The following is a 20,548-nucleotide window of genomic DNA, read 5'->3' as shown; positions in this document are numbered from 1 at the left end:
ACTGACGGCAGAGGGAACGGATGTTCGCCCCGTCCTGCGAGGCGAACAAAACAAACTCGGTACGTAATGACATGGTATCTCTCGCATCCCAGGGCATAAGCGACTCCATAGACGGGTTCTTATGCCTCAGTTGTAAGTGTCTACCATGTCCCCGAACAAGTGTTCACTATGTCCCCGGACTGTACACCCTCAAGGGAGAGGGGGTCGTCCGTGCTGGCATTATTTACTGGGGATCCCTCAGCACACAGGGAGAGGGAGAAAACCGCGCTACTTTTTGCGTGAGAGCTTAAACGCGATAAACAGGAACACCACCCATACCGGCAGCAGCATTGCTGAAAGTCGCATCTCATCCATGGTGCACATCAGCACCAGAATCAGCCCAAGGAAGGCGATACAGAGGTAGTTCCCCGCCGGGTAGAGCAGCGCCTTAAACTGCGTTTCGCGCCCTTTGCGGCGCATCGCCGCGCGAAAGCGCAGGTGCGCCAGGCAGATCATGATCCAGTTCAGCAGCAGCGTGGCAACAACCAGCGCCATCAGCAGGCCAAACGCCTCTTTCGGCAGCAGGTAGTTAATCAGCACCACCAGCGAGGTGATAGCGCCAGAAAGGAACAGCGAATTGATCGGCACGCCGCGACGACTCACGCGGGTGAGGAACTTCGGCGCGTTGCCCTGTACGGAGAGGCCAAACAGCATACGGCTGTTGGAGTAGACCCCGCTGTTGTACACCGACAAAGAGGCCACCAGAATGACAAAGTTCAGTGCCGAAGCCACCACGTTGCTGTTGAGATCGTGGAAAATCATCACGAACGGGCTGCTGTCGGACTTCACTTCCACCCACGGGTAAAGCGCCAGCAGCACCACCAGCGAGCCGATATAGAACAGCAGAATACGGTACACCACCTGGTTGACCGCTTTCGGAATGCTTTTGTGCGGATCGCGCGCTTCGGCCGCGGTAATGCCAATCAGCTCCAGACCGCCGAAGGAGAACATAATCACCGCCAACGAGAGGATAAGCCCTTTCCAGCCAGTCGCCAGGAAGCCGCCGTGCTGCCAAAGGTTGTCGATAGTGGCCCGCTCGCCGCCGTGGCCGGAGAACAGCAGCCACAGGCCAAAGCCGATCATGCCGATAATCGCCAGCACCTTAATCAGCGCAAACCAGAACTCGGTTTCACCATACAGGCGCACGTTGACGAGGTTAACGGCGTTAATGATGATGAAGAAGGCCGCCGCCCAGATCCACGTGGGCACGTCCGGCAGCCAGTACTGCATGTAGATGCCTGCGGCGGTCAGCTCCGCCATCCCCACCAGCACGAACATCACCCAGTAGTTCCAGCCGGAGAGGAAGCCTGCGAACGGGCCCCAGTATTTATAGGCAAAGTGCGCGAAGGAGCCTGACACCGGCTCTTCAACGACCATCTCGCCGAGCTGGCGCATGATCAGGAAGGCGATGATCCCGGCGATAGCGTAACCCAGCAGAACCGCCGGGCCGGCCATCTGAATGGCGGGGCCGATGCCGAGAAACAGCCCGGTACCGATTGCGCCGCCGAGGGCAATTAACTGAATATGTCGATTTTGCAAACCACGTTGCAGCGTCGGATTCTGATCCGACGAGGCTTCAGCGCGACCATGGCCTGAAGCGGATGACGCGTCTTTCACGCCCTACCCCTGTCTCTTTTTTAGAAGGGGCACGTTTTAACACTTCATGCTGGTGGTAGCAAGCTTAACGCCGGGCCAGCGCGTGCGCCCGGCGGATAAACGTCACGACCCGATAATTCCGCCGTCCGCTTTCACGATCACCACCGTCGACGATCGCGGGCGTCCGTTCGGGCTGGCGTCCGGCCAGTTAGAGACGGCGCGCGGATTGGCCGGGTCGGTAATATCATCCCCGCCCTCCCCTGGGTGCTGAATGTTGATAAACAGCGTGCGGTTGTCCGGCGTAAACGCAATGCCGGTGATCTCACACCCGCGCGGCCCGGTCAGGAAACGGCGATACTCGTTGGTGCCCGGAATGGTCGCCACCATCTGGTTATTGCCCATCCCCTCATACGCTTTCTTATTGATGGTGCTGGAGGAGACGTCGGTCTGGATCCACAGGACGCCCTGATGATCGAAAGAGAGTCCGTCCGGGCTGCCGAATGCCGCGCCCTGCATGGAGCCTTTGGCCTTCGGATCGTCGCCGTCGGTGCGTCCGGCCATGACCAGAATATCCCACTTAAAGCGTGTGGCAGCAGGGTCCGCGCCGTCTTCGTGCCAGTGCATGATATGCCCAAACACGTTGTTGGCGCGCGGGTTGGCAGCATCCACCGGCGCTTTCCCCTCTTTCCCGCGATCGCTGTTGTTGGTGAGCGTACAGTAGACGCTGCCGCTGGCGTGCGGATCGACGGCTATCCATTCGGGGCGATCCATTTTGGTCGCCCCCACCGCGTCGGCCGCCAGGCGGGTTTTAATCAGCAGATCGCCCTGGTTTTCAAACCCTTTACTCTTATCCAGGCCATTTTGCCCGAAGATCAGCGGCAGCCAGTCTCCGCTCCCGTCCTCGTTGAACCTGGCGACGTACAGCGTGCCGGAGGTCAGCAGCTGCATATTGGCTTCACGATTCGCGGGATCGTATTTTTTGTCCGAGACAAACTTATAGATGTACTCAAACTTCTGATCGTCCCCCATGTAGACCACCACGCGGTTATCGGCGGCGAGCGTGACGGCTGCCCCCTCATGCTTGAAGCGGCCCAGGGCGGTGTGCTTGCGCGGTGTGGAGGTGGGGTTGTAGGGATCGATCTCCACGACCCAGCCGAAACGGTTGGGTTCGTTAGGGGTTTTATCCACGCTGAACCGCTCGTCCACCTCGTTCCAGCGGTAGGATTCATCGCTGTCGCTGATGCCGTAGCGTTTTTCCAGCGGATTGAGATCGGCTTTTTTGACAAAAATATCCGACCAGTTTTCCTCGCAGGTGAGATAGGTGCCCCACGGCGTGTGGCCGTTAGCGCAGTTTTGCATGGTGCCCAGCACGCGTTCCCCCTGCGGGTCGGCGGCGGTTTTCATTAAGTCCTGATGCCGCGCCGGGCCGGTAAGCTGCATCGGCGTATTGACGGTGATACGGCGGGCATATGAAGACGGGCGTACCACCTGCCAGTCGCTGCCCGCTTTTTTCACTTCCACCACCGAGACGCCCATCGCGTTCTGCCCCTTGCGGGCCTTGTCGAGGCTCCAGTTCGCCGTACCGTCGGTAAACAGCATCCCGTTGTCGATGTATTCATGGTTCATCGCCAGCAGGCCATGCTCCGGGTTTTGCTCCCCCTGCGGCAGGCTAAACCACGCCATGCCGTCGTGGTGCATGCCCGCCTGCACGGCCTGTTCGTCCGTGGTGTTGCTGGCGTCCGGCTTAAAGGCCGGCATGTTGTTTTTGATCCCCGACGGGTCACCCCAGCGATAGAACGGGCGGGCAATATAGCCTTCCGGCACCCTGACCGTATCTTCGGTGGAGACGTCGATGCTGGTAAAGCCCAGGGAAACCGCTTTTGCCAGCGCGGAAGGCTTCGATACCGCGGCAATGGCGTTCTCAGGTTTGATCAGAAACGGGAATGATACGGCGGCCCCCGCAACGGCCCCCATCTGGAGAAAACGGCGGCGGGAGAGGAACACCTCCGCCACCTCGGAGAATACCGGGTTTGCGCTGCGGTTAGCGATGTCGTCGCGATGTTCTTTTTTAAAAACGGATTTGAGGGGTCTGCCCATAGCGGCTTCCTGTCATTGGCCAAGAGGTAAAGAGTTGGCGACCAGTGTAAGAAGCTTTTATTACAATTTTATAACACGATGACGGAAGGATGGGGGCATCCGTGCCCCGGATAACGAGGTGGAACGCTTAGAACTCGTAGCCAACCGAGACCTTAAAGGTACGCGGTTCGCCCTGAGTGATGTAGGTACCGGAATCGTCCACGCTGGCCCAGTAGTTCTCATTGGTCACGTTGTCGATGCCCGCGCGCACGGTCATCTGGTTTGCGTTGCGGTTCACCGCGAAGCGATAGCGCATGCCCAGATCCAGCGTGGTGTAGCTATCCAGCTTTTTGCTGTTCGCGAGATCGGCATACTGCGTGCCGGAGTGGTTCACGCGCGCGGTCGCTGTCAGGCCGTCAACCGGCTTGATGTCGTACTCCGCGCCCAGCACGGCGTAGAAGTTCGGAATACCGATCGCATCGTTGCCCTGGTTCACGCCGTTTTTGGTTTTGGTTAGCTCCGCCTGCAGCCAGGTGGCGCTGGCGTTCAGACGCATCCCGAGCATCGGCTCGCCGAAGACGTTCAGCTCCACGCCACGGTTACGCTGCTCCGCATCCAGGCCGTAGTGATTGTTAGCATCGAGGATCGCCGAGGGCATTTTAATCTCAAACAGCGCCAGAGAGCCGCCCACGCGCCCGAAGTCCGCCTTCACGCCCACTTCGTTCTGCTTAGAGTGAACGATGCCGGTGCTCTGGCCGTAGTTGGTGGCGGTGTTAGGTGCGGTTTTGCCCGGCTGCAGCGCTTCGGTGTGGTTGGCGTAGAGGGAAATTTCTTCCCACGGTTTGTAAACCACGCCGTAGGTTGGCATCCAGCGGCTGCCGTCGAAGCCGTCCGCGTCGTTCTCTGCGCCAGTAATTTTGTTATACCCGCGAACGACCACTTTCTGATGGCGCGCGCCTGCGGTGAACAGCAGCTTGTCATCAAGCACGCCCAGGGTATCGCTCAGCAGCCAGCCCTGGGTGCGGGTGCGCCCGCTGGTCAGCGGATCGCTGTATTTACCGCCGGAGCCGTTGAAGTTGGTGCTGTCCGGCATATCCACGCCGGTGTTGTGGTAGATGTTGGTGGTCGGGTTATCCTTCGCCGCCGACATTTTCCACGCGATTTTTTCGTTTTTGGTCATTGCGGAGTACCCGACGTTGACCTTGTGCGAGACGAAGCCGGTGTTGAAGTTGCCGCGAATGCCCGCCATCCCGCTGACGGAATCGCTGATGCGGTTGGTATCCAGACGGCTGACCGTTGCGTTACCGCTCTTGTCCACCAGCTTCGGCGCGCTGTAGATCCCTTCTTCATGCGCGTGCTGCGCGCCCAGGCCGGTATAGGCCGTCCAGCTATCGGTGATGTCATACTCGCTGCGCCACATCCCGAACTCGTTTTCGATATCGCTGTAGGCCCACTTCTGCGAGAAGTTACGATCGTTCTTCGGTGGTTCAGGCACGAAGTCCACCGCCGAGATGTTGACGCTGGTCGGGCTGCCGTGGAAGGTTTTCTTCTGATAGCCCAGATCCAGCGAGGTGCGGAAGCGGTCGCCTTTATAGTCCAGGCCGGTGGAGAGCAGCGTGGTGCGGCGGCGGTCGTTCGGTACGCCGGTTTCCCCTTCACGATGCACGAGGTTCACGCGCGCGCCGAACTGGTCGTTATCGCCAAAGCGACGCCCCGCATCCAGCGTGGTGCCAATCTGGGAATCCGAGGTGTAGTCCACGCCCACTTTCGCCTGCGGCGTTTCCCCGGCATGCTTTGGCTCAAGGTTAATCATCCCGCCCACGCCCGAGCTTGCCGCGCCGTTCATCAGGGAGTTGGCCCCTTTGAAGATCTCAATGCGGTCAACCATCTGGGCATCCACCACCTGACGCGGCAGCACGCCGGAGAGGCCACCGAAGGTCATGTCGTCGCCGTCAAACTTCAGGCCGCGAATGCGGAAGGTTTCCGCGCTGTTGCCGTAACCCTGCACAAACTGAACGCCCGCGTCGTTGGCGACCACGTCAGCAATGGTTTTCGCCTGCTGATCTTCCACCAGTTTTGAGGTGTAGCTGATGATATTGAACGGCACGTCCATGGCGTTCTGCTGGCCGAGCATCCCCATTCGCCCGCCGTTCGCCACCTGCCCGTCAAGGAAGGCCGGCACCAGCTGGTCGCCACCGGGTTTAAAGTCGCCGGCAGGTGCAGACTGCACAACGATGGTGTCTTCTTTTTTATCCTCTGCCGCCCAGGCGGAATGTGTAACCGCGCCAATGGCGAGCGCCAGCAGCGTTTTGTGCATTTTGGTGTTGTTCATCGTTAACTCGTTTGAAAGTGCGCGCAAAAATAGCCCGTGGACGGGCCTTAGAATATATTGGTTGCAATGCAAATGAGAACTATACGCATTATCTATGCTTTGGCAAGCGCAAATCTCTGCAGGATCCTGCTCAAGTTAATGCGTGATAAAAGGGGATGCTCACCTTGCGCTGAACCATTTAAGTGAACACGCACGGAAAATTGATGCCATTTTGGCAAACATGACGCAAATACGACAGAAGGAGAAAATCAGGCTGGTTTGAAACTGGCGTAAGTGCCTGTTTCTAAATGGCACGCCCTGTAGGATTCGAACCTACGACCTACGGCTTAGAAGGCCGTTGCTCTATCCAACTGAGCTAAGGGCGCACTGAGAAGAGTGAACTTCGCGGTGGTGAAACGCGAAGAATTATACGGTCAATGTCAGGTGAGTCAATGCCTTTTCCGTTTTCGGGGGCAATTACCGCTAGCCGATTGTAAATACGGCTATTTTCTCAACATTTCTCACTGTTTCATCGTAAAATTTAGCGCTGCGAAAAGGCTTAGTTGCATTTAAGTAACGCCTGCTGTTTTCCTGCTCGTCGGCTCGTCACACTAGAGCGAGGTTTCCCGGCCGCCTGGAGGCTGACAGACAACAGGACAATGGAGTGACAGCGCAAAACCCGTTAGATACGCCCCCCCGGTTACAGTTTATTTCTCAGGACATCGTCGGCATCAAACTGGAGCCTGTCGTCGCCCTCACCTCTCAGCGTCAGGTTGGCGTGGAGGTGCTTAGCATGCTGTCCGAAACGCAGCACAGCGAGGATTTTTTCCGCCATCAGTCGGCAGGCTGGTCAATGACGCTGCTTGAAGCGCAGCTTGCCGCACTAAAAAAGACGCCGCACGGTAATAACCTTTTTATTAATCTGCCGATAACCGTTCTGACAGAGCCAGCGTCCTTTCAGCGGCTCATCAATCTGAAAAACACGTCGCTGAATATCGAGATTGTTGACCTCTCTGCCTTTCTGGCGTTCTCTGCCGCACAGAAGCAGCGCGTCATTCAAAACCTGTCGAAACTCCGGGAACAGGGGCACAGTATATGGCTGGATGACATCGACGAAACGGTCATTCAGCCGTTTTTATTTTGTCGATTACCGTTGAACGGCATCAAAATTGATAAGGGCGCATTCTGGCGTTTACGCGCTACACCCGCGCTGAGGCAGCTGGTTTCACGTTGCTTTCAGCTGGCCGGGAGCGTGCTCATCGAAGGTATTGAGACTGAACGCGATCGCACCTGGGCACTGCAGGCAGGCGCAGATCTCGGCCAGGGATATTACTGGCCGTCCTGGACATGGCCGGAGGATTAAAGAGCCATTTCCAGGAGGGAGACCATGCGAATGACAGTGCGCCGTTACCGGCGGCGGCGTACAGGAAGTGATGCACTGGGATTTACGCACTCACCTTTTGCTCCCCCCTTTTTCGACCGGCTCGAGTTTTTGAGCCAGTCCATCAGCCAGCCCCGAAAAACCGACGCTCCGTTTATCATTCTGGTCACGGAGGATCATTTTCTGCGCACCGGTTTTCTCAATGGACAGTTTCCCCTGAGCAGCTGTTGCGACTATATCTCACTGGATGATGCGCTCGGCGCTCAGGCACAATGGCCTTCAGCGCGTCTGGTGGTGGATGTAGAAAGCCGTTCCACCGGGCTGATTGATCAACTGGATCAATTAAGAAGGCATAGCCTGTATCCCCCCTTCCTGACGCCGTGGCTACTGGTCCGGGCAGATAATTATGATACCCGCCTCTTCTGCAAAGCGGCGGGGCCTTTTCACGTGCTGGAACGTCAGATGAACGCGGCAGGGCTTCAACACAGCCTGATGGATGCGCGCCCACCGCAGGGGTCCGATAAAGACTGGTTTTCCCGCAATGAATGGCCCATTTTGCAGGAGCTTGCCCGCGGTAAGACGCTGCGTCAGATTGCCCTTCTGCAGAATCGCCCCTATAGCCGCATTATCTATCGTCTCAGCTGCATCCTGCTTAAGCTGGGGCTGAGCCATCGCCAGGAATTGTTACACCTTCTTAATAACCTCTCTGACTGCACGTTTTAACTTACGCACTAACTTCTTATTTCCTAAAGCGCTTTAGGAATTTACTTACCACGCATGTTATGAAATGGTTAAATTTTAACAATGTATTCGATTTTATAACTATTCCTAATTTATGCTTCGGAACCATGTGAAATGTCACAGAATGAGCCAAAGGCAGCACTTTCCTCCATCCGTTAAGTGAATGCAGAAGGCGTTAATAAGATGATAATGATGTAAAAACAAGCAGCTTCGCTTCACTCTCCAGGAGCGGAAAGCAAAGTGGATAGCATGTTCTCCTGCGCGATGATGACGTGACGTTGATGCGCCTTAAGCACTTTCAGATGAAGGTTTGACACCTTGCAAGGGCACTTTTTCGCCTCTTTGACCCTGGGTCGCCCGCCGAATCGACGGCCTTTTTTATTAACAATTACGCAACATAAAGAGACATCTGTTATTTTTTGTTATTACATAAAGATGAAAAGATGCGGTAAATGGGATAACAGGATATTTCCGCTAAATTTAAAAACATAGCCATTAAGATCCAGAAGATAATACAAACCAATAAGCGGAGACTAATTTACAGGGTTTTCGGAAAAAACTTACTCTGTATAATAAGATGCGTACCAAATCTGAATAAGAAAAATCTTTTTGCCAACACCAGCCAAATGAGATGACCGCGCTGAGGCACTGTTCTTTTCATTACGTAAACAAGGATGCTTTCGCTCTTTCCAGGGAAATACTACGGTATAGGGATCTGCACTTTATATCCTTCCGGCATTTCGAGAGTTTTACAAAACTCTACATAACGCTTTTAACAATCTGAGGCATTAAAAATGAAACCGGCATCCGTTATCATTATGGACGAACATCCTATCGTCAGAATGTCGATAGAGGTCCTGCTACAGAAAAATAAAAATATCACAGTCAAGCTTAAGTCTGGCGATAGCCATGAAGTTCTTGACTGTATTCGTAATCATCCTATCGATTTGGTGATCCTTGACATCGAACTTACGGGCACAGATGCCTTCGCTTTACTGAAGAGAATCAGAAACTTAAACAAAGACATCAAGATTCTGTTCCTCTCCTCTAAATCAGAGTTATTTTACGCGGGTCGTGCGATTCGCGCCGGGGCCAACGGCTTCGTCAGTAAACGAAAAGATTTGGGTGAGATCTACAACGCCGTAGAGATGATTCTGATGGGTTATTCTTTTTTCCCGTCGGAAACGCTGAATTTTATAAACCATATGGGTTCGGGAAAAGGGATGGCAGCGGATATGCCATTATCGAATCGCGAGGTCACGGTATTACGTTATCTGGCGAATGGATTATCCAATAAGGAGATTGCTGAACAGTTACTGTTAAGCAATAAGACCATCAGTGCGCACAAATCCAATATTTATTCCAAGCTTGGCGTACAAAGCATCGTGGAATTAATAGATTACGCCAAAGCGCACGAGCTGCTATAACCTGAATTCACTCCCTGCAGTTTATCCGAGCTGCAGGGAGTGCGGTCAGCGCTAATTATAATTAATCATGAAGGTAGCATCCGCATCAGCCCGTCCGGGCTGAGGGTTATCGGCCGTGGCAATATAATTGGCATAAAATGATAGGGTCGCATTCCCCTGTGCATCAACCGTGACCGGCTGGCTGGCCTGCTGAAGCGCCAGACGCGTTTTATCCGCATCCCTGATCTCGACGGCGACGTGGCTCGCTGTACTGGCATCATTCAGTGCCAGCAACCCGCTATTGCTCCCGTCTGCCTTACCCGAGAACGTAATGGACGCCGCCCCGGGCGGACAGCCGGTCAGCTTCAGCGTGAAGGGCATAGGCTGCGTGCGGCTCCCCGTGGTGTTGAGCTGCTTCGTGGGCCAGGTGCCCAGCGTGACCGTTTTGTCGCTATCGTTACCCTCTGCCACGCAGGTAAAATCGACGATATTGCCGTAGAGCCGAATATTAATTTCGCCCAATGCGGTTTCCGCCTGAGCCTGGGTGCAAAGCGCAAAGAGCGCCACGGTGATAAAACGGATCCCGTTTCGCATGTCTGCTCCTTAGTCGTAATCCACACGCAAATATCCGCGCGAGGTAAAGCGTCCTTCCGCTGGCTTGTTGCCCGTCACGCTCACCGGCCAGACCCGGATCCCCACCTGCGCCTGCGCGCTGTCGTCCAGGCGGAACGGAATTTTGCTCGTCAGGTTGTTAGGCGTGAGCGGCGCACCGCTCTCGTTGGCAATGATAAACCCCACATCCGGGTTATCCGACACCACCACATTATTGGAGACCTTTTCAGCCTCGACGCGCATCGTCAGCATGGCGTTTGCCTCCACGTTGGTGCATTTAATCGCGATGGTTTTACTTTGCGATGAGACGCCCTCCGGCTTGTTACCCACGCCCGCCTTGCTGAACAGGGAGGCGCCAATGTCGCCGAAATCAAATTCAACCACATTGCCGGCGTTGATGGCGCAGCTCTGCGGCACCTGAATGGTTCCGCTGTAGCTGATGGTGTAGACCGGCGTGGTCAACGGATCGGAGGAGGTGGTGGTGACGTAAACGCGGAACATGGTGGCACGCGGGATCACCACCATATTGATAAAGCGTCGGGTCACCTTAAGACGGAAAATAAGGCTGGAATCCTGCACGCCAAACGGTTTGTTTTTTGAAACGTTCGGATGGCTCCCCATCTGGATATAGTTTTTGGGTGGATAAAACGCGCCAGCATAGCTGTCCGTGATCTTCATCGCCCCGTCCAGATAGTCGTTAAGCTTCAGATACTGATAGCCATCGCTGGTCCCGGTGATCGGGTAATCCGTCACGTAGCTGCGCTTGGTGGTATTCCCGACGGTGCCCTTCGGGCAGACGGCGTTTACCCCCACCCACTGCGATTTCTCGCTGAGGGTGACAACCTGCCCAACCTGGTTATTCGAGCTGTTGAATTTATCCGTCAGGTCGTAATGCACCTCCGTCGGCACGCCCTTTTCATTGACGCACACGGTGGCTAACGCGTTTGTCGCGGGCAGGATTGCCAGAAGCGACAAGGCAAAGATATGGATTTTAATCACAGCGGATCCCCTTAAGTGTGATCGCCTGTTGCAGGCTCTTTTCAGGCAAGCTGTAAGGCGCACGGCACTGGGACTGCGCCCCGTTACCCCACTGGACCAGCAGTTCGCCTTCCAGCGGCAGCCCACTCAGGTAAATTTGCCCGTCATCCCCCACCATGCTGGTCACGCCGCTCTGGGTTTCGCGCACCACGGCGCCGAACGGCACCGGCTGGTTGCCGCGCGTTACCGTCAGCAGGGCGCGCACGCCAATGCGGGTATCAAAGCTGGCGCGGACCAGCGCGCCTTTGGTCGGCACCACGCTGCTCACGTTGTTTTCGATGTCGGTGTTGTTGCTCATGGTATTGGTATCCAGCGCCACGCGGTTATAGCGGTAGACGGTGGCATACGGCATGACCGCGTAGCCTCGCCAGTCGGTCTTCACGCCGGTCTGGTTTTCCACGCTGACGCCTGATGCCCCCGGCGCCTTAATCAGCACGTTGGTATCGCCCAGCGGCTGGCTGAAGGTCACTCCGTCTGAATGGCCAACTACCCCACCGGAGAGCTGCCAGTTGAGATCGTGCTGATCGCGGGAATAGTTGTAGCCCACGCCCAGCGTGCCGTAGGTTGCCTGCCAGTTGGCGCTGGCGCTTCCGCTTGAGCCGTTGGTGCTGGCGTGTCCCTGGGTCACGCTGTAGTTCAGGTTGCGGTCCTCAAGCAGCGTGCCGCTGACGCCGGTTTGCCAGCTCGTGTCGCCATCGCTGTTTCGGCTGGCGGATGCGGTGGCATAGGCGCGATCGATCGCGCTGTCCCGGCGATAGCCCTGGCGGGTAAAGAGGCTAAACGGCACGGAGACGTTAAACGACGCGATCCGGTCGGTACCGTCGATCCCGACGGATTTGTTCCACGACCATGACAGGGAGTAGTTGATCCCCTTAACGCCCCCCGCGTAGCCCAGCTGATACCAGAGGTTCGTTTCGTCCGTCCCCCAGTAGGTTTGCTCACTCCCGGAGATATAGACCGAGCCGTAATCCCCCAGCGACTGGGAAATGTTGAGCTGGAAGCGGCCTTTTTTATTCCACGTCAGGTTGTGATAGCTCTGCACGTCCGGCACATCGTTATCGTCCTGGCTATCGGCATACTGGTAGCCCTCCATTGAGCGCCAGGCCACGTCGTCCAGGGTGTAAAACCCCTTCGTTGAGTAGCGGTAGCCCAGCAGCTGGAAGTTGGTGCCAAACCCGTTCAGCGATTTTGCATACAGAAAACGCAGGGACTGACCTTCATGTTTGCTGTCGTCCGCGAGTTGGCTGCGGGCGTGGGTGATATCGACGGAAACTGCGCCCCAGTCACCGAGGTTTTTCCCGGCACCGACGGCCACTGCGGTATAGCGTGACGCCAGCTGGGTACCGCCATAGAGCGTAAAGCCGTTAGCAAGGCCGGTAATCAGGGTGCCCTGGGCGAAGAACGGTGTATCCTGGTCGCTGTTACCGCTGCGGTAATCCCCCGCCACGAGGTCATATTTCCAGCGCCCTTCACGCTGCAGGAGCGGCACGGTGGAGTACGGCACGGTGTAGCGCTGCTGGCTGCCGTCTTTCTCTTCCACCGTGACGTCAAGGTCACCGCTGGAGGAGGTCGGGTTAAGATCGGTGATGGCGAACGCGCCGGGCTGGACGTAGCTTTGATAGATAACGTAGCCGTTCTGGCGAACCACCACTTTGGCAGGCGTACGGGCAATACCGCGCACGGTCGGCGCGTAACCCTGCAGGCTGTCGGGGTACATGCTGTCAGACGAATAGAGCCGCCCGCCGCGAAAACCGACGCTGTCGAAAACGTCATTCCCGGTGTTGCTGTCGCCCAGCACCAGCTCACTTTTCAGTGGGATAACGGTGCGCTGCGCCCAGGTGCCAATATTCTGCCACTCGCTGCGCCGCTTCCCGTTATTTTGCGTGTAGCGCCATGCGCCGTTGTTGCGTAAACGCCAGGCGCCATAGTTCAGCCCGCTCTGCAGGTTCAGGTAATAGCTGTCGTCTTCGCTTCCCCGGTTGCCCGTAAAGCTGTAGTTCACCAGCGCGGCGGGAATGCCTTCATCCCACTGTTCAGGCGGAATATAGCCGCGCGCGCTGTTTTGCATTGCCACCTGCGGCAGGCTGACGTTCAGGCGCTGTGAAGCAAAGTTAAATACCGTTTCGCTGCCGGGAATGGCCGTGGTCAATGGAACGCACGTTTCACCCTGCACCTTCGCCAGCTCGGGAAATGCGGCAACGTTGACGCCAAAGCGATCGAGCATCGCGCGCGTAATGCACGGCGACAGGCCGCCCGCCACCGGCGGCGTGTTCTCGGCCTGTTCAAAACGCACGTCCTGGGTGCCGATAAACTCATCGTTACGCCAGATATCCACGCGATAGATGCCGGGTGCCTGCTGGTGCCCCTGTTCAAAACGCGACAAATCCGCCACGCTGGCGGTGTCGTCGGATAAGAAGGCCGGGTTGAAGTAGCTTTCGCTCCAGCCAGCCTGCGGCCAGAGCGCGGCCATCAGCGCCAGTGCAACCGGGCAGTAACGTCCCTGGTGGTTTTTCATCGCCCTGACTCTGCTCACAGGTTGACGCTGCGCGCCGGTGTAATGGCGCCGTAGTCATTCACGCTCTGCCAGGAGAGCGTACCGCCGGCCCCGGCGGGCAGCACCTGCTGAGCCGAGTTTTTCGGCGCGACCATCAGGTTTTCCAGCGTCTGACCGCCCAGCTTCAGGTTGACCAGAGTGATGTAATAGGGCGAGGCGTTGCTGACTTTGAGATGGTTCCCCACGCGCTCAAAGCGCAGCTGGGAAAGCGCCTCATCCGGCTGCATCGCCAGGTTATTCGGGCGCACAAACAGCTTGATGCGCGAAAGGATCGCCAGCTGCAGCACGTTATTATTTTCCGTTTTCGCTTTGTTCACTGACGGGATCGCCTTCACGTTCATGTAAAAGAGCGATTCGCGATCGGCGGGCAGCGCGGGCCCGGCGTAAATAATACGCAGCGTGTTTTCGCTGTCCGGCTCGCTAACGAACAGCGGCGGCGTGACGGCAAAGGTTTTTTCCTTTTGCCCGCTGGCATTTTCGATCCACGCGTTAATTAAGTAGCGTTCTTGTTTATTGCTGTTCGTGATCGCCAGCGACGTTTGCTTCGCATCCGCCGGATAAATAACGCGCGTGGCCCCCAGCGCAATACCGCCGGAAGCATTCGCGCAAGCAGAAACCATCATTAAAATAAACGATAAAAGCAGTCCTGGTTTAATTAGCATATTCATCAAAACCGTACCTTTAATAATGTGTTCGCAGGTGTTATGGATAAATCAACGTAAACCAGACATCCGACTGAATATTGCCTGGCACGAGGTGTTCGGAAATAGCGCGATAGCGGGCGCTAAAATGAAATGCGAGCTCGCTGGTATTCACGGGCAACCAGCTGACGGCCGTCGCATTCGGGATAATCTGACGCTGCTGCTCATCAAAAAGCGCCAGCCCTACGCCGCTGCTGACAGGCGTTTCACCTGGCCGCGATGTCGCCAGAAAAACCTGCGGATCTTCCGCGGGCGTCACGCCCTGAAACTGGATCCCCACGATGCGGGAGACATCCACGCTGCAGTCCAGCAGCCGCACGGTGAACGGCACATTAACCGTTGAAAAGCTGCCCACACCGGAAAATGAATTGGTTCGGTACTGCCCCATGTCGATGCGCATATTCTGGCTGTCGGGCGCCACGGCGCAGCCGCCGTTTACCAGCTCCCCACGAAGATGCACCTTGCCGCCTTCGATCACCACGGTATGCGCCGATGCCGGGCAGGCCATCGCAAGGGTTAACAGCAGTAGTGTTCCAGTCCTTGTCATCCTTCGTTCCTGGCAGTAGCGTATGACGGGCCTCGTCCCTGAGGCCTGAACATCCCTGTGCGAGGGTATTATTCGTATTTCATTACGAAGGTGGCGTCAGCGTTCGCCTGGCCTGGCTCGGTGGTTGCAGCCGTTGATTTGTAGCGCGCGGTGAATTGCAGGGTGTTAGTCCCTTTAATCAGGTCTTTCGCGGCAGAGAAGGTGGCACCGTCCGGGGTCAGCACGCTGGATTTGCTGTCGAGGATCTCGATACCCACGCCTTTCGCGGTGTTGTCGTTGTTACCGGACGTTACGGCCAGCAGGGTTTTGTCGGTCGCGTCGATCTGGCCGGTGAAAGCAACGGCAGCGGTTTTCGCAACCAGCGGATCGCAGTCATTCAGTTCAATGTTGAACGGAATATTAGAGGTGGTGTCGCCCACTTTGGTGAATTTCGCGGTACGATACTGACCGAGATTAACCGTCTGCTCGGAAGAATCGGTATTTACTGAACAAGCAGCATTAACCAGTTCACCTTTAAAATGCACGGTACCGCCATTTACGGTAACCGGCGTAACGGGATCGGCTGCATTAGCGGCACCCGCGACCAGGGCCAGTGTTGCAATAACAGAAGAAGCAATGTTGCTGAGTTTCATGTCTATTCCTTTAAAATGTAAATAACCCTTCCCGCGAAAAATCGGGAATAAGAAATACGTTCAATTGCATAATTGAAAACTTATTTCGGAGGAGACAAAGTAGCTCAGGATGTAATTTTTAAATATGTCAAAACACTGCCATTTCGCCAGGTCACATCCTAATCCCGTCTAAGAAATTGACCATCCCTTAAGAAGGGTTTTTACGCCTCACGGATGAAAACTCGTAAAGGGTGACTGACAGCGGCGCTCGCTTCTGACAAAATACAGGCAATCCCCCCTTTCAAACGTTACAGACGGAATCTTCTCTCTGATGGCAGCAAAGATTATTGACGGTAAAACGATTGCGCAGCAGGTGCGCTCTGAGGTCGCGGAAAAAGTGAAGGCGCGTAAAGCCGCCGGAAAACGCGCTCCCGGGCTGGCCGTTGTGCTGGTTGGCAGCAACCCGGCATCACAGATTTATGTCGGCAGCAAACGCAAAGCGTGTGAAGAGGTGGGGTTCGTCTCCCGCTCTTACGATTTGCCGGAAACCACCAGCGAAGCGGAACTGCTGGAACTTATTGACACCCTGAATGCCGATAAAGAGATCGACGGCATTCTGGTTCAGCTGCCGCTGCCTGCGGGCATCGACAACGTGAAGGTGCTGGAGCGTATCGCGCCAGATAAAGACGTCGACGGTTTCCATCCGTACAACGTGGGCCGCCTGTGCCAGCGCGCGCCGCGTCTGCGCCCGTGCACCCCGCGCGGCATCGTGACGCTGCTGGAGCGTTATAACATCGACACCTACGGCCTGAACGCCGTGGTCATCGGCGCGTCCAATATCGTGGGCCGTCCGATGAGCATGGAGCTGCTGCTGGCAGGCTGCACCACCACCGTGACCCACCGCTTTACCAAAAACCTGCGTCACCACGTTGAAAACGCCGATCTGCTGATCGTCGCGGTCGGCAAGCCGGGCTTTATTCCGGGCGAGTGGATCAAAGAGGGCGCGATTGTCGTGGACGTCGGGATTAACCGTCTGGAAAACGGCAAAGTGGTCGGCGACGTGGTGTACGAAGATGCGGCGGCTCGCGCCTCTTACATTACGCCAGTGCCGGGCGGCGTTGGCCCGATGACTGTAGCAACGCTGATTCAGAATACTTTGCAGGCATGCGAAGAGTACCACGATGTAGAGGAAGCATAAGATGGCCACATTTTCATTAGGCAAACACCCGCACGTTGAGCTGTGCGATCTGCTCAAGCTCGAAGGCTGGAGCGAAAGCGGCGCGCAGGCGAAAATCGTTATCGCCGACGGGCAGGTGAAAGTAGACGGCGTGGTGGAAACCCGCAAGCGCTGCAAGATTGTCGCCGGCCAGACCGTGAGTTTTGAAGGGCAGAGCGTGACCGTGACGGCGTAAGCCGTTTGTTGCCCGGTGGCGCTGCGCTTACCGGGCCTACGTACTGTCTCCGTTTGTAGGCCGGGTAAGGCGAAGCCGCCATCCGGCAATTTCTATCTCTATCCCCTCACACCCATCACGGTTATTTATCGATCAACTTCAAATAATCACTATTTCATCTGTTGAAAGGTGAGATTTCAGTTGCGCGTTTTTCACTCTTTCCCCACGATAAGTAGAACGTTCTACTAAAACGTTCTACTTACAATAACAGCGCTTAAAAAGCGCTACTCGGGGGAAATCAGCATGAGTCTGATATCAGGATTTGTTAAATCGCTGTCTAAGTTATCGATGATTGGTCGCGCCTTAATGCTGCCAATTTCACTGCTTCCCGCTGCGGGCCTCCTGCTGGCCTTCGGCGATAAGTTCCACCTGCCGCTGATGATGAACGCTGGCGGGGTTATCTTTGATAACCTGCCGATGCTGTTTGCCATCGGCTCTGCTGTCGGTCTGGCCTCGGAATCCGGCATTGCAGCGCTCTCGGCGGCGGTGTCGGTGTTTGTCACCAACATCACCATCAGCACCGTGCTGAGCATTACGCCGGAAATGGCCTCACAGGGCGGAAAATATGCCATGGTGGTCGGCATCCCGACGCTGCAGATGGGCGTCTTCGGCGGGCTTATCTGCGGCATTCTCGCAGCCTGGTGCTACAACCGCTTCCACACCATGCAGCTGCCGGAGTTCCTCGGCTTCTTCTCCGGGAAGCGCTTTGTGGCGATCGCCACGGCGTTCCTCTCTTTCCTGATGGGGCTGCTGCTACCGTACGTCTGGCAGCATATTCAGGCCGGTATCGACGCGCTCTCCGTGATCGTAAACGGTGATAACCAGGCGGCATCGACCTTTATCTTCGGGCTGGTGGAGCGCGCGCTGATCCCGCTCGGCCTGCACCACATCTGGTATCCGTCCTTCTGGTATTCGTTCGGGGATTACACCACCCAGGCGGGCCAGGTGATCCACGGCGACCAGACCATCTGGTTCAAAATGCTCGAAGAGGGGGTGAAATCCTTCAGCAGCGACACCTACCAGAACGCCGGTAAGTTCATGCAGGGCGAGTTCCCGCTGATGCTGTTCGCGCTGCCCGCGGCATGCCTGGCGATGTACCACGAAGCGCATACGAAGAATAAGAAAATCGCGGCCGGTATTCTCTTCTCCGCTGCCCTCACCTGCTTCCTGACGGGGATCACCGAGCCGGTAGAGTTCACCTTTATCTTCGTGGCGCCGATTCTGTACGTCTTCAACGCCATCATGGCGGGCCTGGCGTACATGACTATGTACCTGCTGCACGCGCATATCGCCAAATCGTTCTCGGCGGGCTTTATCGACTACCTGTCGTTCGGGATCCTGCCGTCGTTTAACGGCTATCAGACCAACTTCCTGAGTGCCATTATCATCGGCATTCCGATGGCGCTGATTTACTACTTCACGTTCCGCTTCGTGATCCGTCGCTTCGACGTGAAAACGCCGGGCCGTACGGAGGTGACCGCCAGCGCGAATGACAAGTCCGATTCCGAACTTGCCACCGAAATCATCGGCCTGCTGGGCGGCGCGCAGAACATTGACTCCGTCGGCTCCTGCATCACCCGCCTGCGTCTGGAAGTGGCGAAGAGCGATGCGGTGGACAGGGACGGACTGAACGGGCTTGGCGCGCGCGGCGTGGTCTTCGTCGGCGACAACGGGATCCAGGTGATTTTCGGTGCCAGAGCACAGTTTATCGCCCAGACCATGTCCACCATGATCGGCAAATAATAAGATGCCTGAACGACACGTCTCCTGTACGCTGGGAGACGTGTCTTATCCGGCTGATAATCGGTAAATTTCAGGGAGCGGTTTTGAAGAAAGTCAGCATCATTGATGTCGCAAAGCACGCGGGCGTCTCGGTCTCTACCGTGTCGCTGGTGCTACGTCAGAAAGGGAAAATCTCAGAGGCGACGATCGAGAAGGTCAATGCCGCCATCACGACGCTGGGCTATGTTCATAACGTTGCCGCTGCCAACCTCCGCGCCAACACCTCCAATCTTATCGGCCTGATCCTGCGCGACTTCAGCGACAGCTTTTCCATCAAGGTGATGGCGAGCATCGTACAGGAACTGGAGAAGCAGGGTTATATGGTGTTTCTCGGCCAGCCGCTGAACGACCAGGAACATCTGGAACGGACCCTGCTGTCGTTTAAGCAGCAGGGCGTCGCGGGCGTTATTTATCTGGCGTCTGACACCCGTAACGCCGCTTTACCGGAGCAGATCCGCCAGTGCCCGCTGCCGCTGGTGGCGGTCTCGCAGTCTCTGCTGGACGAAAAATGCAATCTGGTCATGCGCGATAATCGCCAGGCGGCGAACCTGGCCGCACGCTATCTTATCGAACGCGGACACCGCACGATCGCCTACATTGGCGGGCGCGAGGGCTGTCTTATTCGCGAGCAGCGCCTGCTCGGCTTTCGCAGCGCGATGACGCAAAACGGGCTGGTCTGGCGCGATGATTATTCACCGGCCTGCAGCGACGACACCCAGGCCGCCGCGATGGCAACGCGCCAGCTGCTGGAAAAAAACAGCTCCATCACCGCCCTGCTTTGCCACTCCCCGGATGCGATGATCGGCTCCATTTCCGGCATTCACCAGGTGGGTCGCACCGTGGGGAAAGACGTGTTCCTGACCCAGCAGGTGGCGCTGATCGGTTTTGAAGATATGCTCCACGTCAACCTCACCTCCCCTTCCTTCACCTACGTCTCTTCGGCCAGCGATGAAACAGGACGACAGGCGGCGGGGCTGATTATCCGCAAGCTGAAGGAGCCGGATCTGCAAACCCAGCGCATTACGCTGTCCGGGCAGCTTATCGCCCGCGAGTCGGCGTAAAATCAGAATTTGACACAGGTTTGCTGCAGCGGATTCGCTGCTATATTGCCGTGATTTGCCATGGATAATTGCAATGCCTACCGTTATCACTCACGCTGCTGTTCCCCTTTGCCTGGGCTTAGGTCTGGGAACGAAAGTCATCCCTCCCCGCCTTCTGTTTGCCGGGATCGTGCTCGCCATGCTGCCGGACGCCGACGTGCTGGCGTTCAAATTCGGCGTCGCCTACGGGAATATTTTCGGCCACCGCGGCTTTACCCATTCGCTGCTGTTTGCCTTTGCGGTACCGATACTCTGCGTGCTGATTGGCCGACGATGGTTCCGGGCCAGCCTGACGCGCTGCTGGCTGTTCTTAACCGTTTCACTGCTGTCGCACAGCCTGCTGGATTCCGTTACCACCGGCGGAAAAGGCGTCGGCTGGCTGTGGCCGTGGTCAGACGAGCGCTTCTTTGCGCCGTGGCAGGTGATTAAGGTCGCGCCGTTTGCGCTGTCGCGCTACGCCACGCCGTACGGGCATGAGGTCATTATCTCGGAACTGCTGTGGGTGTGGCTGCCGGGGGTGGTGCTGATGGGGATGTTGTGGTGGAAAAGAAGGTAAAAAAAGCCGGGTGGCGGCTGCGCCTTACCCGGCCTACTTTTAACCG

Annotated in this window: 17 protein-coding genes, 1 tRNA gene and 1 pseudogene; 9 read left to right on the top strand and 10 right to left on the bottom strand. The window is 56.4% G+C overall.

All coding sequences use genetic code 11. The features are described 5' to 3' along the window. Nucleotides 1–267: 267 nt before the first annotated feature. The 3 genes from pheP to APT89_RS18170 all read right to left on the bottom strand — a co-directional run bounded on the left by pheP (nt 268) and on the right by APT89_RS18170 (nt 6,043). The gene (pheP, locus tag APT89_RS18180; RefSeq protein ID WP_060573193.1) at nt 268–1,656 is read right to left on the bottom strand and encodes a phenylalanine transporter; all 1,389 of its coding nucleotides are present in this window, start codon (nt 1,654–1,656) and stop codon (nt 268–270) included. A 102-nt stretch (nt 1,657–1,758) separates the two neighbouring features. Further along, a complete protein-coding gene (locus tag APT89_RS18175; protein ID WP_060573191.1) occupies nt 1,759–3,732 on the bottom strand; it encodes a PhoX family protein in 1,974 nt (657 codons plus the stop codon). A 127-nt stretch (nt 3,733–3,859) separates the two neighbouring features. Continuing rightward, nucleotides 3,860–6,043 carry a TonB-dependent receptor gene (locus APT89_RS18170; RefSeq protein WP_060573189.1) on the bottom strand — a complete coding sequence of 728 codons (2,184 nt, stop codon included), beginning with the start codon at nt 6,041–6,043 and terminating at the stop codon, nt 3,860–3,862. 154 nt (nt 6,044–6,197) lie between these two features. Between APT89_RS18170 and APT89_RS24430 the strand changes: the two are divergent. Beyond that, nucleotides 6,198–6,316, top strand: a pseudogene (locus APT89_RS24430) (hypothetical protein); the annotation flags it as partial. Between the two features lie 15 nt (nt 6,317–6,331). Here the strand turns inward: APT89_RS24430 and APT89_RS18165 are convergent. After that, nucleotides 6,332–6,408 (bottom strand) — tRNA-Arg (locus APT89_RS18165). Nucleotides 6,409–6,686: 278 nt separating this feature from the next. On the opposite strand from APT89_RS18165, the gene APT89_RS18160 reads away from it, so the two are divergent. From APT89_RS18160 to fimZ, 3 genes are all read left to right on the top strand, one after another. Then, the gene (locus APT89_RS18160; protein ID WP_060573187.1) at nt 6,687–7,385 is read left to right on the top strand and encodes an EAL domain-containing protein; all 699 of its coding nucleotides are present in this window, start codon (nt 6,687–6,689) and stop codon (nt 7,383–7,385) included. Between the two features lie 24 nt (nt 7,386–7,409). Next, nucleotides 7,410–8,126: a helix-turn-helix transcriptional regulator gene (locus APT89_RS18155; RefSeq protein WP_041911031.1), complete on the top strand. Its 717-nt coding sequence runs from the start codon at nt 7,410–7,412 to the stop codon at nt 8,124–8,126. A gap of 812 nt (nt 8,127–8,938) precedes the next feature. After that, the gene (gene fimZ, locus APT89_RS18150) at nt 8,939–9,571 is read left to right on the top strand and encodes a fimbria biosynthesis transcriptional regulator FimZ (RefSeq protein ID WP_028012232.1); all 633 of its coding nucleotides are present in this window, start codon (nt 8,939–8,941) and stop codon (nt 9,569–9,571) included. Nucleotides 9,572–9,622: 51 nt separating this feature from the next. On the opposite strand, the gene sfmF is transcribed toward fimZ, so the two are convergent. The 6 genes from sfmF to fimA form a co-directional block, all read right to left on the bottom strand. After that, nucleotides 9,623–10,144 carry a fimbria assembly protein gene (gene sfmF / locus APT89_RS18145; RefSeq protein WP_028012231.1) on the bottom strand — a complete coding sequence of 174 codons (522 nt, stop codon included), beginning with the start codon at nt 10,142–10,144 and terminating at the stop codon, nt 9,623–9,625. Nucleotides 10,145–10,153: 9 nt separating this feature from the next. Next, on the bottom strand, nt 10,154–11,161 hold the full coding sequence (gene fimH / locus APT89_RS18140) for a type 1 fimbria D-mannose specific adhesin FimH (RefSeq protein WP_045631416.1): 1,008 nt from the start codon (nt 11,159–11,161) through the stop codon (nt 10,154–10,156). Continuing rightward, nucleotides 11,154–13,715 carry a fimbrial biogenesis usher protein gene (locus APT89_RS18135; protein WP_041911034.1) on the bottom strand — a complete coding sequence of 854 codons (2,562 nt, stop codon included), beginning with the start codon at nt 13,713–13,715 and terminating at the stop codon, nt 11,154–11,156. Before APT89_RS18135 ends, fimH begins: the two co-directional genes overlap by 8 nt. A gap of 14 nt (nt 13,716–13,729) precedes the next feature. Next, nucleotides 13,730–14,422 (bottom strand): type 1 fimbria chaperone FimC, encoded by a 693-nt coding sequence (fimC, locus tag APT89_RS18130; protein ID WP_028012228.1) that lies wholly within the window; start codon nt 14,420–14,422, stop codon nt 13,730–13,732. A 34-nt stretch (nt 14,423–14,456) separates the two neighbouring features. After that, a complete protein-coding gene (fimI, locus tag APT89_RS18125) occupies nt 14,457–15,002 on the bottom strand; it encodes a type 1 fimbrial protein subunit FimI (protein WP_028012227.1) in 546 nt (181 codons plus the stop codon). Between the two features lie 68 nt (nt 15,003–15,070). Further along, the gene (fimA, locus tag APT89_RS18120; protein ID WP_028012226.1) at nt 15,071–15,634 is read right to left on the bottom strand and encodes a type 1 fimbrial major subunit FimA; all 564 of its coding nucleotides are present in this window, start codon (nt 15,632–15,634) and stop codon (nt 15,071–15,073) included. 310 nt (nt 15,635–15,944) lie between these two features. On the opposite strand from fimA, the gene folD reads away from it, so the two are divergent. The 5 genes from folD (at nt 15,945) to APT89_RS18095 (ending at nt 20,502) form a co-directional block, all read left to right on the top strand. Beyond that, the gene (gene folD, locus APT89_RS18115) at nt 15,945–16,811 is read left to right on the top strand and encodes a bifunctional methylenetetrahydrofolate dehydrogenase/methenyltetrahydrofolate cyclohydrolase FolD (RefSeq protein ID WP_028012225.1); all 867 of its coding nucleotides are present in this window, start codon (nt 15,945–15,947) and stop codon (nt 16,809–16,811) included. A gap of 1 nt (nt 16,812) precedes the next feature. Continuing rightward, complete coding sequence (gene ybcJ / locus APT89_RS18110) at nt 16,813–17,025, top strand: ribosome-associated protein YbcJ (RefSeq protein ID WP_028012224.1); 213 nt, start codon at nt 16,813–16,815, stop codon at nt 17,023–17,025. A gap of 282 nt (nt 17,026–17,307) precedes the next feature. Further along, on the top strand, nt 17,308–18,807 hold the full coding sequence (locus APT89_RS18105) for a PTS transporter subunit EIIC (RefSeq protein ID WP_028012223.1): 1,500 nt from the start codon (nt 17,308–17,310) through the stop codon (nt 18,805–18,807). An 83-nt stretch (nt 18,808–18,890) separates the two neighbouring features. Then, nucleotides 18,891–19,907, top strand: a complete 1,017-nt coding sequence (gene malI, locus APT89_RS18100) for a Mal regulon transcriptional regulator MalI (protein WP_028012222.1) — start codon at nt 18,891–18,893, stop codon at nt 19,905–19,907. Between the two features lie 73 nt (nt 19,908–19,980). Further along, nucleotides 19,981–20,502, top strand: coding sequence for a metal-dependent hydrolase (locus APT89_RS18095; RefSeq protein ID WP_028012221.1), 522 nt, complete (start codon nt 19,981–19,983; stop codon nt 20,500–20,502). Nucleotides 20,503–20,548 lie beyond the last annotated feature (46 nt).

Origin of the sequence: Enterobacter sp. 50588862 (assembly GCF_001462935.1) — a bacterium.
Classification (GTDB): domain Bacteria; phylum Pseudomonadota; class Gammaproteobacteria; order Enterobacterales; family Enterobacteriaceae; genus Enterobacter; species Enterobacter bugandensis.
The sequence above is the reverse complement of the archived record's forward strand: the minus strand, read 5'-3'. Positions and strand labels throughout refer to the sequence as shown.